The sequence below is a fragment of the Mycolicibacter acidiphilus genome, assembly GCF_018455725.1.
Classification (GTDB): domain Bacteria; phylum Actinomycetota; class Actinomycetes; order Mycobacteriales; family Mycobacteriaceae; genus Mycobacterium; species Mycobacterium acidiphilum.
The window spans coordinates 88,326-99,674 of the sequence record NZ_JAHCLR010000020.1 but is presented as its reverse complement, the minus strand read 5'-3'; the positions used below and the strand labels follow the sequence as shown (position 1 = coordinate 99,674).

The following is an 11,349-nucleotide window of genomic DNA, read 5'->3' as shown; positions in this document are numbered from 1 at the left end:
TGTTTGTGAAGGACTACCCCGATCTATATCAACCGCCCGGTAGCCTCTGGCGTGTGAATTCCCGCGAACGTACCCGGGTGGCCGTCGTGTTCGGCGGCCGCAGCAGCGAGCACTCCATTTCCTGCGTCTCGGCGGGCAGCATCCTGCGCAACCTGGACCCGGACCGCTTCGAGGCGGTCGCGGTGGGCATCACCGTTGAAGGCTCCTGGGTGCTGACCGACGGCGACCCGGACGTGTGGGCGATCAGCGGGCGGGAACTTCCGGCGGTGACGTCGGCGTCCGGCACTGAGTTGGCGCTGCCCGCCGACCCGCGGCGGGCCGGCCAACTGGTGGCTTTATCTGCCGGGGAATCGTCCGGGGACGCCGGCGCGGTGCTGAGCTCGGTCGACGTGGTGTTCCCGGTGCTGCACGGCCCGTACGGCGAGGACGGGACGGTGCAGGGTCTGCTCGAACTGGCCGGGGTGCCCTATGTCGGAGCCGGGGTGCTGGCCAGCGCGGCCGGGATGGACAAGGAGTTCACCAAGAAGCTGCTGGTCGCTGAGGGCCTGCCGATCGGACCCTACGCCGTGCTGCGGCCGGCCCAGGAGACGCTGGAACCCGCCGACCGGGAGCGGCTCGGGCTGCCGCTGTTCGTCAAGCCCGCCCGCGGCGGATCCTCGATCGGGGTCAGCCGGGTGGCGAGCTGGGACGAACTGCCCGCCGCCATCGCCGAGGCGCGCCGCCACGACCCGAAGGTGATCGTCGAGGCTGCCATCGTCGGGCGCGAAGTGGAGTGCGGCGTCCTGGAATTCCCGGACGGCACCGTGGCGGCCAGCCCGATCGGGGAGATCCGGGTGGCCGGGGTGGGCGGCCGGGACGACTCGTTCTACGACTTCGCCACCAAGTACCTCGACGACGCGGCCGAACTCGATGTTCCCGCCAAGGTTGATGATGACACCGCGGATGCATTGCGGCAGTTGGCGATCCGGGCGTTCGCCGCGCTCGATTGCCAGGGCCTGGCCCGGGTGGACTTCTTCCTCACCGAGGACGGCCCGGTGATCAACGAGATCAACACCATGCCGGGGTTCACCACGATCTCGATGTACCCGCGGATGTGGGCGGCCAGTGGGATGGACTACCCGACCCTGCTGGCGACGATGATCGACACCGCACTGGCCCGCGGGACCGGCCTGCGCTGATCCACCTGCCGGCTAATGCGGCGGACCGGGCTTGATCGCCGCCGCGGGCATCGTCGTCGCGACCAGCGCGGAAAGCTCCTGGATCGGCGTCGGCCCGGACCCCGGCGGCAGCGTCAGCGCGATGTAGACGGGCCGGTCGACGGCGAACCAGGTGGCGCGGTCGGCTTCCCGGACCGCGAACCACTGCACCTGGTCGACCACTTGGATCGGTGACCCCACGACGAAGTCGGCGGGCCGGTCCAGCCCGCAGCGCAGCACCACCGGTTCGCCGTCACCGGTCCAGGCCGCCGCCCCGTCGGGGGCCGGGGGGAGAAGCGCGCTGCGCTGATAGTCGCCGAGACGCGGCGGCAAGGCGCTCAGCAGCGCATGGCAGGCCGGGTCGTCGGCGTGCGGGGCGGGCACCGCCGCCAGGGCGACCGGTTGCCGTGCCGGCCGGTGTGCGGCCGCGAACGCCACCGCGGTGCCGACCGCCGCGACGGCGAACACCAGGGCGGCGATCAGCACGGCGCGTGATGGTCCGTCCGAACCCGACTCGGGGGCCGTCTCCGGTTCGGTCACTGCCTGGACTCCTTCTACACTCCACGGGTGAGCGGTGACGGGCCCACCCTGGGCCAATTGGGAGAGTTTCCCATGATCGATCGGCTGGTGGCCGGTCGCCGTCAGCCCGACACCACCCTGCTCGGTCCCGGCGACGACGCCGCGGTGGTCGCGGCGGGCGACGGCCGGGTGCTGATCTCCACCGACATGCTGGTGCAGGGCCGGCACTTCCGGCTGGACTGGTCGACGCCGAACGATATCGGCCGCAAGGCCATTGCGCAGAATGCCGCCGACATCGAGGCGATGGGGGCGCGGCCCACGGCGTTCGTCGTCGCGTTCGGTGCTCCGGTCGACACCCCGGCGGCGGCGGTGGGTGCGCTGGCCGACGGGATGTGGGCGGAGGCCGGGCGGTTCGGCGCCGGCATCGTCGGCGGTGACCTGGTGCAGGCGGACCGCTGGGTGGTGTCGGTGACGGTGCTGGGCGACGCATGCGGTCGGCCGCCGGTGCTGCGGTCCGGTGCGCGGGCCGGGGCGACGGTGGCGGTGACCGGGGAGCTGGGGCGCTCGGCGGCCGGATATGAACTGTGGCGTAACGGCATCGACGACTTCGCCGACCTGCGGCAGCGGCACCTGGTGCCGGAGCCGCCCTACGGGCAAGGGGCGGTGGCCGCCGCCGCCGGGGCGCAGGCGATGACCGACGTCTCCGACGGGCTGATCGCCGACCTCGGCCATGTCGCGGTGGCATCGGCGGTGACGATCGATGTGTCCACCGCGGCACTGTCTTCCGACCAGGCGGCGCTGACCGGGCCGGCCGAAGCCACCGGCGTCGACCCGTGGTCGTGGGTGCTCGGCGGGGGAGAAGACCATGCGCTGGTCGCGGCGTTCCCGGGCGCGGTCCCCGCCGGGTGGCGGGTGATCGGGCGGGTGCTCGACGGGCCGGGGCGGGTGCTGGTCGACGGCGTGCCGTGGGCCGGTCGGCAGGGCTGGCAGTCGTTCGACGACTAGTGCCCGATACGTTGGGACGCTATGAGCGCACGACCACTCCCCGAACTCGTCGAGCCGGGCTGGGCTGCGGCGCTTGCGCCGGTCAGCGATCAGGTCGCAGCGATGGGGCGGTTTCTGCGCGATGAGGCGGCCCAGGGGCGCGGCTACCTGCCCGCCGGGCCTAATGTGCTGCGAGCGTTCACGTTTCCCTTCGATCAGGTTCGGGTGCTGATCGTCGGCCAGGACCCCTATCCGACACCCGGCCATGCGGTCGGGCTGAGTTTCTCGGTGGCCCCTGAGGTGCGCCCGCTGCCGCGCAGCCTGGACAACATCTTCGCCGAATACGGCCGGGATCTGGGCTATCCCAAGCCGTCGTGCGGCGATCTCAGTCCCTGGTCGCAGCGCGGGGTGATGCTGCTCAACCGAGTGCTCACGGTCGCGCCGGGCAACGCCGCCTCTCACCGCGGCAAGGGGTGGGAGCCGGTCACCGAGTGCGCGATCCGGGCGCTGGTCGGCCGCGACCGGCCGCTGGTGGCGATCCTGTGGGGCCGCGACGCGCAGACGCTCAAGCCGATGCTGGTCGACGGCGGCTGCGCGGTGATCGAATCCGCCCACCCGTCACCGCTGTCGGCGTCGCGCGGGTTCTTCGGCTCGCGACCGTTCAGCCGGGCCAACGAACTGCTCGGGCAGGCCGGAGCCGAACCGATCGACTGGCGGCTGCCGTAGTCAGGCCATAGTCAGGCGGTGGTCCGCAGCTGCGCCCGGTGCGCAGCCAGAAACGGCTTGATCAGGTCGACGACCAGCCAGTGTCGATCGTTGTCGACGGCGACGACGATGCCCAGGTTCTGCCGGATGCCGCCCACTTCGGCGATGACGGCCGATCCGCGGGTCATCGGGTAGAGGGGCTCGCTCGGGTCGTCGGCGGCGATCACCACCCGGTCGACACCGGCCGGGATGCTCGCCAACTCCGAGGTGGACGCCGGATCGAGCACCCGGCCCGTGACGACGTAGCCGAAGTCGTTGGTCCAGGACGCCGGTGCGCCCCAGACCGAGCGCGCCGATGTGACCAGCCGATCCGTCGCCGGTTCCCCGTCGATCTCGGTGCTGACCGGCAGTGGCCAGTCGGATCGGTGGGTGAGCACGGCCAGTGGTGAGGTCGGCATCGTCCACGGCCGATCGTCGGCCGCGGGCTGCCCGTCGCCGGCTGCGAGGTAGCTGATCTCACCGATCTGGGTCTGCTCGAAGATCTCCTTCGGGACGAACGTCTTCGTCACGAACACCGGGGTGTGCACACCGCGGCCGGCGCAGGGGCCGGCGGTGAGGAAACCCGGCCGGAGTTGCCCGTCCGAACCCGGGAAGTCGATGTAGAAACCGAGCTGACAGGGCGTGACGTCGTAGCCGCCGCCGTCGGAGGTGTCGGCGCCGACCATGATCGGCGCCCCGGGGTGCAGGACCGACACCGGTGCCGTCGCCACCCGAGCCTTGTTGACCGGCGGCGGTAAGGGACCCAGCGTGACCGTCGGGGTGACGTCGGTGTCCGGGTCACCTGCTGCGATCGGGGCGCAACTGAGGACACCCAGCGCGGCCAGTGCGGCGACCAGTGCGCGGGTGGTGAGACGAGATGTCATCTTCGCGGCGGGCGAACCCTAGCCGCGGACGACCTTGCCGGCCTTGATGCACGACGTGCAGGCGTTCAGGCGCTGCTTGTTGCCGCCCGGACGCACCGCGTGCACGACCTGGATGTTCGGGTCCCACCGCCGGCTGGTCCGGCGGTGCGAGTGGGACACCGACTTGCCGAAGCCGGGCCGCTTCCCGCAGATATCGCACACGGCAGCCATATGTGACACTCCTCAAAACGTTTACTTGAGGGCCAACAACCGCAGGGGGTGGCCCGACAACCTGATCAGGATACCCGGCCGGTTGGGGAACCACCAAAACGCCTCCCCAGCACTGTGACGCCACGTGACCTGTGCCGTCGGTGGCAGTGGCTAGGCTTGCTCCCAGCGGAGGTGATGCGAGGAAGGCGGGCCCGGGTGACGCAGCAGGCGGGTGGACCCGAACGTCTGCTGGACGCCGGCGCGCTGCGGGACTGGGCGCACACGTGCGTCGGCGACCTCATCACCCACACCGATGAGATCAACCAGCTCAACGTCTTCCCCGTCGCGGACTCCGACACCGGCACCAACATGCTGTTCACCATGCGTTCGGCGCTGGCCGAGGCCAATACGGAGGCGGCCTCGGGTGAGGTCGCCAACGTCGCCGCGGCACTGTCGGCGGGCGCGCTGCACGGGGCGCGGGGCAACTCCGGCGTGATCCTGTCGCAGATCCTGCGTGGCATCGCCGACGCCGCCGCCGATCAGTCCACCGACATCGACGCGGTCACCCTCGGCTCCGGGCTGCGGCACGGCGTCGACCTGGTCGTCACGTCGATGGGCGGTCAGGAGATCTCCGGCACCATCGTCTCGGTGCTGGCAGCCGCCGCCGACGCTGTCGAACAGTGCGCCGCCGACGGGCTGGCCGCCGCGGTCACCGGTGCCGCCGACGCCGCGGCAGTGGCACTGGAGAAGACGCCCGCCCAGCTGGAGGTGCTCGCCGATGCCGGGGTGGTCGACGCCGGCGGTCGCGGACTGCTGGTGCTGCTCGACGCGCTGCGCAGCACCATCACCGGGCAGCCGGTCAGCCGTCCGGCCTACACACCGGCGCCGCGCCGGCGGACCGCCGAGACGGTCGTCGCCGCACCGGTCCCGCACTTCGAGGTGATGTACCTGCTCGGTGAGTGCGATCCCACCGGTGTCGAGGCACTGCGGGAACGGCTGGGCCAGCTCGGCGAATCCGTGGCGATCGCCACCGCGGGAGTGGTCGGCGGCTACTCGGTGCACGTGCACACCGACGACGCCGGCGCCGCCGTCGAAGCCGGCCTGGAGTTCGGCCGGCCGCGGCGCATCCAGATCTCGGCGCTGGTCGGCGCGGCCGGTCCGGCGCCGGGCAGCTGGGCCCGGGAGCGGGCGGTGCTGGCGGTGGCCGACGGCGACGGCGCGGCCGCACTCTTCGACGGCGAAGGCGCCTGCGTGCTGCGGCCCGACCGGCACACCGTCGACCTGCCCGCCACGATCAGCGCCCAGCAGCTGCTGCGTGCGGTGGTCGACACCGGCGCCGCACAGGTGATGGTGCTGCCCAACGGTTACGTCGCCGCCGAGGAACTGGTCGCGGGCTGCACCGCCGCGATCGGCTGGGGTATCGAAGTGGTGCCGGTGCCGTGCGGGTCGATGGTGCAGGGACTGGCGGCGCTGGCGGTCCACGATCAGGACCGGCCGGTGGTCGACGACGGCTACATGATGACCCGGGCCGCCGGCGCCACCCGGCACGGTTCGGTGCGGATCGCCACCGAGGCCGCGCTGACCTGGGCGGGTTCCTGCCGGCCGGGCGACGGACTGGGCATCGCGGGGGATGAGGTGCTGATCGTTGCCGACAGTGTCGACAAGGCCGCCACCGGTCTGATCGACCTGCTGCTGGCCGCCGGCGGTGAGTTGGTGACGGTGCTGTTCGGCGCCGACATCGACGGTGCGACGGTCGACGGCCTGACCGCCGTGCTGGCCCGGCACGTGCACGATCGGCATCCGGGCTCCGAATTGATGACCTACCGCACCGGGCACCGCGGCGACGCCCTGCTGATCGGAGTCGAGTAGTGGCGGTGACGCTGGCCGACCGGCTGGACTTCATCGTCGGCGCCGATGCCGCCGGCAAGCTCGACGAGGCGCTCGGTATCCGTACCGTCGGTGATCTGCTGCGGCACTACCCGCGCAGCTATGTGGAGGGCACCGGGGTGCGCGGTCCCGCCGACGCCCGCCCCGCCGAGGGCGATCACATCACGGTCGTCGACACGATCAGTTCCGCGGTGGTCAAGGAGATGCAGCGCCGCAAGGGTCAGTACCTCGTGGTCACCGTCGGCAGTGACCAGACCAAGGTCACTGCGACGTTCTTCAACCCCCGGGGTCTGCGCTGGCGGCTCACCAAAGGCACCCGGGTGATGCTGTCCGGGGAGGTGAAGTTGTACCGGGGCGCCGTGCAGCTGACCCATCCGGACTTCCTGGTGCTCAAAGAAGCCGACGACGCATCCCAGCAGCGGAATTTCGGCAGCCAGTCGCTGCGCAACATCGCCAATGCCTCCGAGGCGGTCAGCGGCACGGTGCTGCAGTCGGAGTTCGAACGCAGCTGCTACCCCATCTACGCGGCCACCACCAAAGTGCAGAGCTGGGACATCTTCCGCTGCATCCGGCAGGTTCTCCAGGTGCTCGATCCGGTGCCCGAGACGCTGCCCGAGGCGGTACTGCGCGAGCGCGGGCTGATCGGTGAGGATCAGGCGCTGCGCGACATCCATCTCGCCGAGACGAAGGAGCGCCGCGACCGTGCCCGGGACCGGCTGACGTTCGACGAGGCCGCCGGTCTGCAGTGGGCGCTGGCCGTCCGGCGGCACGGCGAACTGTCCGAGACCGGTCCACCGGCACCGCGCCGTGACGACGGGCTGACGGCGGAGTTGCTGCAGCGGTTGCCGTTCGAGCTCACCGACGGACAGCGCGAGGTGCTCGCGGTGCTGCAGAGCGAACTGGCGGCGACCCGCCCGATGAACCGGCTGCTGCAGGGTGAGGTCGGCTCCGGCAAGACGATCCTGGCGCTGCTGGCGATGCTGCAACTGGTCGATGCGGGCTACCAGTGCGCGCTGCTGGCACCCACCGAAGTCCTTGCGGCCCAGCATGGCCGGTCGATCCGAGACATGCTGGGTCCGCTGGCGCTCGGTGGCCAGCTGGGTGGCGCCGAGAACGCCACCGCGGTCACCCTGCTCACCGGGTCGATGCCGGCGCCGGCCAAGAAGCAGGCGTACGCCGAGATCGCTTGCGGGCAGGCCGGAATCGTCGTCGGCACCCACGCGCTGCTGCAGGATGCCGTCGCGTTCCACCGGCTGGGCATGGTGGTCGTCGATGAGCAGCACCGGTTCGGGGTGGAACAGCGGGATCAGTTGCGCGCCAAGGCCCCCGACGGTGTCACCCCGCACCTGCTGGTGATGACTGCGACCCCGATCCCGCGCACGGTCGCCCTCACCGTGTACGGGGATCTGGAGACCTCCACGCTGCGGGAGCTGCCCCGGGGGCGTCAGCCGATCTCCACCTCGGTCATCTTCGCCGCCGAGAAGCCGGCCTGGGTGGACCGGGCGTGGGCCCGCATCCGGGAGGAGGTGGCCGCCGGCCGCCAGGCCTACGTGGTGGCACCCCGCATCGACGAGACCGAACCGGACGGCAAATCCGGTCAGCCGGCGGAGAACACCCGCCCGTCGGAGACCGCCGTCGGGCTATACCAGCGGCTGCGCGCCGGGGAGTTGTCCGGCCTGCGACTGGGGCTGATGCACGGCCGGCTCTCCGGCGAGGAGAAGGACGCGGTGATGACCGCGTTCCGCGCCGGCGACGTCGACGTGCTGGTCTGCACCACCGTCATCGAAGTCGGCGTCGACGTGCCTAACGCGACCGTCATGCTGATCGCCGACGCCGACTGGTTCGGCATCAGCCAGCTGCACCAGCTGCGCGGCCGTATCGGCCGGGGTGCGCATGCCAGCCTCTGCCTGCTGCTGACGTCGAGCAAGTCGACCTCGCCGGCCGCCCGGAGGCTGAAAGCCGTGGCCGGCTCACTCGACGGGTTCCTGCTGGCGGATTTGGACATGAAGGAGCGTGGTGAGGGAGATGTGCTGGGCCGCAACCAATCCGGCTGGAAGGGTGGGCTGAAGTTGCTGTCGCTGTCCGAGCATGGGGAGGTCATCGAGGCAGCCCGCACGTTCTGCATCGATCTGTTCGCCGCAGATCCCGACGATCCCGGATTGGCGCTGCTGGCGACGCCGTTCAACGACATCGAATACTTGGATAAATCATGAAACCGAGAACGCTGGTCTGGCTGGCGGCAGCGGCGGTGGTGGCCGTGCTGGTCGCCTATCAGGCGGTGTCGACCACCGGACACCGCAGTCGCGACTTGGCCGCGGCGGCCGGTGTCCCGACGGTGCAGCCCGGCACCGACGTGCTGGCCGGCATCACCGTCGTCCCGGAGCGGGTGCGGCGCAACGACTATCACCGGTCGGCATACGGTGACGCCTGGGACGACGACAACGACGCACCCGGCGGCCACAACGGGTGCGACACCCGCGACGACATCCTCAACCGGGACCTCGTCGACATCACCCATGTGTCGACGAAGCGCTGCCCGGAGGCCGTCGCGACCGGAACCCTGCACGACCCGTACACCAACGCCACGGTCGCGTTCACCCGCGGCGCGAAAATCGGTGAGGCAGTGCAGATCGACCACATCGTGCCGCTGGCCTACGCCTGGGACATGGGTGCCTCGGGCTGGCCGTTCCGCAAGCGGCTGCGGTTCGCCAACGATCCCGCCAACCTGCTGGCGGTCGCCGGTCAGGGCAACCAGGACAAGGGCGACGCCCAACCGGCGCTGTGGATGCCGCCGAATAAATCGTTCGACTGCCAGTACGCGATGGCCTACATTGCCGTGGTGCGCGGCTACGGGCTGCGGTTGGACCGGCCGTCCGCCGATGTGCTGCGCCGGGCGGCGGCAACCTGCCCGGCCGGATGATTTGATCGGAGTGTCGATGACGGTCAGATGCGTTGCGGCCTGCGGTGCTTCGTTGATCGTCGCCGCGCTGGCGATCGCGCCGCCCGCCGCTACCGAGCCGCAGTTCCCGGATCTGGGCCGGTTCACGGCGGTGAACGCGGCCGAATACGGGATCCCGATCCCGAGCGACGGGCCGTATCCCGGGGCGCAGACGGGTGTGGCATTCGGCACCCCGTCCGGGCAGAACTGCAGTATCTGGATCAACGTTCGGGGGATGTGGGCCGCCGCGTACTGCAATGGGCCGATTCCAGGACGATCCCAGACGAGTGTCAGCGTCGGGACCACAGCGGCCGGCGAGTTTAGGGATAGCGCCGGTTCCGGAGATGGCCAGTCCACATTGCTGCCGGTCGGCCACAAGATCGAGTTCACCCGCCGTGGCTATGTGGGCACGTGCGCCGCCGACACAGCGATGACGGCCTGTGTCGTCGACTATGACCCGCCCAGTTCGCCTGCTCGGCACGGCTTCGTGCTGGGCCCGCAGGAAAGCTGGACGTTCTGATGACGGACCACTGGGCTACCACCCCGACCCTGTGCGGCGACCATGTGCTGCTGCGGCCCACCGTGCTCGATGACACCCCGGCGTTGGCACGCGCCTACGACGTGGAGACCACCCGCTATTTCCTCTACGGCAGCGAGTCCGGCCCGCCGACCGGGGAGACCGTGCAGCACGCGCTGGGTTCCGGCCGTCAGGTGCTCACCCAGATCGAGACCGCGACCGGTGCGGTGGTCGGCACGACGTCGATCTACAACATGAACGAGGTGCATCGCCGGGTCACCGTCGGCTACACCTGGCTGACGTCGCGGGTCCGCGGGTCGGCCGTCAACTCCGAATCGAAGCTGCTGCTGTTCGACCACTGCTTCGGCACGCTCGGGGCTGTGCGGGTGGAGCTCAACGTCGACGAGCTCAACGAGCGGTCCCGCCGCGCGGTGACCGCTATCGGGGCGACGCAGGAGGGGGCGCTGCGCAAGCACGCCCGTCGCCGCGACGGCAGTTGGCGCACCACGATCGTCTACTCGGTGATCGACGACGACTGGCCGGCGGTGCGGGCCCGGCTGGTGCAGCGGATCAACCGACCGCGGTGAGCCGGAATCTCACGACGCGACACGCCGGCGCGGCGTCGTGGGATTCCGCCTCGGCGGGAGGGGGTGGCTAGGCGCCGGCGTAGGTCAGCGGGTCCTCGCAGACCCGGGTGCCGTCGTTGAGACCGTTGAGTGTCGCCATGTGCTCGTCGGCGAGCTCAAAGTCGAACACGTTGAGGTTGGCCGCGATCCGCTCCGGCTGCGATGAGCGGGGGATCGTCACGTTGCCCAGCTGCAGGCTCCACCGGATCAGCACCTGCGCGGGGGTGCGGCTGTACTCGGCGGCGATGCCCGCCACCGTCGGGTTGTCCAGCAGGCGGCCCTTGGCCAGCGGGCTGTAGGCCTCGGTGACGATGCCGCGCTCGGCGTGGAAGGCCCGCAGTTCGGCCTGGTTGAGCAGCGGGTGCAGTTCGATCTGGTTGACCGCCGGGGTCTCGAAGCTCAGGTCGATCGCGTCGTCGAGATGCTGCTCGGTGAAGTTGCAGACCCCGATCGAGCGGGTCAAGCCCAGCTCCTTGGACTGGATCAGCCCGCCGAAGCTGTCGACGTACATGCCCAGCGCCGGCGCCGGCCAGTGCACCAGGTACAGGTCCACGTACTCCAGGCCGAGGCGCTCCACGCTCGCCTTGCAGGCCTCGATAGCGGCGGTCAGGCCCTGATCGGCGGTGGCCAGCTTGGTGGTGATGAACAGCTCGTCGCGGGGGATCCCCGACGCGGCGACGGCCCGGCCCACCGCGGCCTCATTGCCGTACACCTTGGCGGTGTCGATCAACCGGCAGCCCGCCTCCAGTGCGGCCGACACCGCGCGCTCCGTCTCGGCGTCGGACAACTCCGCCGTCCCGATGCCGAGCGTCGGCATCGTGTTGTCGTCGTTGAGCACGACGGAGGGGATCGGGGTCGGCGTCAT

Annotated in this window: 12 protein-coding genes; 8 read left to right on the top strand and 4 right to left on the bottom strand. The window is 70.6% G+C overall.

The window, feature by feature from the left end; translation table 11 throughout:
• The first annotated feature begins 53 nt into the window (after positions 1 to 53).
• Positions 54 to 1,178 (top strand): D-alanine--D-alanine ligase family protein, encoded by a 1,125-nt coding sequence (locus KIH27_RS11705; RefSeq protein ID WP_214093115.1) that lies wholly within the window; start codon positions 54 to 56, stop codon positions 1,176 to 1,178.
• A 12-nt stretch (positions 1,179 to 1,190) separates the two neighbouring features.
• Here the strand turns inward: KIH27_RS11705 and KIH27_RS11700 are convergent, their stop codons facing one another.
• Complete coding sequence (locus tag KIH27_RS11700) at positions 1,191 to 1,736, bottom strand: DUF3515 domain-containing protein (RefSeq protein WP_214093114.1); 546 nt, start codon at positions 1,734 to 1,736, stop codon at positions 1,191 to 1,193.
• Between the two features lie 27 nt (positions 1,737 to 1,763).
• Between KIH27_RS11700 and KIH27_RS11695 the strand changes: the two genes are divergently transcribed.
• Positions 1,764 to 2,720 carry a thiamine-phosphate kinase gene (locus KIH27_RS11695; protein WP_307856850.1) on the top strand — a complete coding sequence of 319 codons (957 nt, stop codon included), beginning with the start codon at positions 1,764 to 1,766 and terminating at the stop codon, positions 2,718 to 2,720.
• A 21-nt stretch (positions 2,721 to 2,741) separates the two neighbouring features.
• Entirely contained in the window at positions 2,742 to 3,425 is a 684-nt protein-coding gene (locus KIH27_RS11690) for a uracil-DNA glycosylase (protein WP_214093113.1), read from the top strand.
• 11 nt (positions 3,426 to 3,436) lie between these two features.
• On the opposite strand, the gene KIH27_RS22555 is transcribed toward KIH27_RS11690, so the two are convergent.
• Positions 3,437 to 4,327, bottom strand: coding sequence for a hypothetical protein (locus KIH27_RS22555; RefSeq protein ID WP_250149959.1), 891 nt, complete (start codon positions 4,325 to 4,327; stop codon positions 3,437 to 3,439).
• Between the two features lie 18 nt (positions 4,328 to 4,345).
• Positions 4,346 to 4,537, bottom strand: coding sequence for a 50S ribosomal protein L28 (rpmB, locus tag KIH27_RS11680; protein WP_214093112.1), 192 nt, complete (start codon positions 4,535 to 4,537; stop codon positions 4,346 to 4,348).
• Between the two features lie 174 nt (positions 4,538 to 4,711).
• Between rpmB and KIH27_RS11675 the strand changes: the two genes are divergently transcribed.
• The 5 genes from KIH27_RS11675 to KIH27_RS11655 are packed head-to-tail and all read left to right on the top strand — an operon-like array spanning position 4,712 to position 10,445.
• Entirely contained in the window at positions 4,712 to 6,385 is a 1,674-nt protein-coding gene (locus KIH27_RS11675; protein WP_214093111.1) for a DAK2 domain-containing protein, read from the top strand.
• Positions 6,385 to 8,616, top strand: coding sequence for an ATP-dependent DNA helicase RecG (gene recG, locus KIH27_RS11670; protein ID WP_372451354.1), 2,232 nt, complete (start codon positions 6,385 to 6,387; stop codon positions 8,614 to 8,616). Before KIH27_RS11675 ends, recG begins: the two co-directional genes overlap by 1 nt.
• Positions 8,613 to 9,323, top strand: coding sequence for an HNH endonuclease family protein (locus tag KIH27_RS11665; RefSeq protein WP_214093109.1), 711 nt, complete (start codon positions 8,613 to 8,615; stop codon positions 9,321 to 9,323). Before recG ends, KIH27_RS11665 begins: the two co-directional genes overlap by 4 nt.
• A gap of 52 nt (positions 9,324 to 9,375) precedes the next feature.
• Positions 9,376 to 9,861 carry a hypothetical protein gene (locus KIH27_RS11660; protein ID WP_250149958.1) on the top strand — a complete coding sequence of 162 codons (486 nt, stop codon included), beginning with the start codon at positions 9,376 to 9,378 and terminating at the stop codon, positions 9,859 to 9,861.
• On the top strand, positions 9,861 to 10,445 hold the full coding sequence (locus KIH27_RS11655) for a GNAT family N-acetyltransferase (protein ID WP_214093107.1): 585 nt from the start codon (positions 9,861 to 9,863) through the stop codon (positions 10,443 to 10,445). Before KIH27_RS11660 ends, KIH27_RS11655 begins: the two co-directional genes overlap by 1 nt.
• A 67-nt stretch (positions 10,446 to 10,512) precedes the next feature.
• Here the strand turns inward: KIH27_RS11655 and KIH27_RS11650 are convergent, their stop codons facing one another.
• Positions 10,513 to 11,349: an aldo/keto reductase gene (locus KIH27_RS11650; RefSeq protein WP_214093106.1), complete on the bottom strand. Its 837-nt coding sequence runs from the start codon at positions 11,347 to 11,349 to the stop codon at positions 10,513 to 10,515.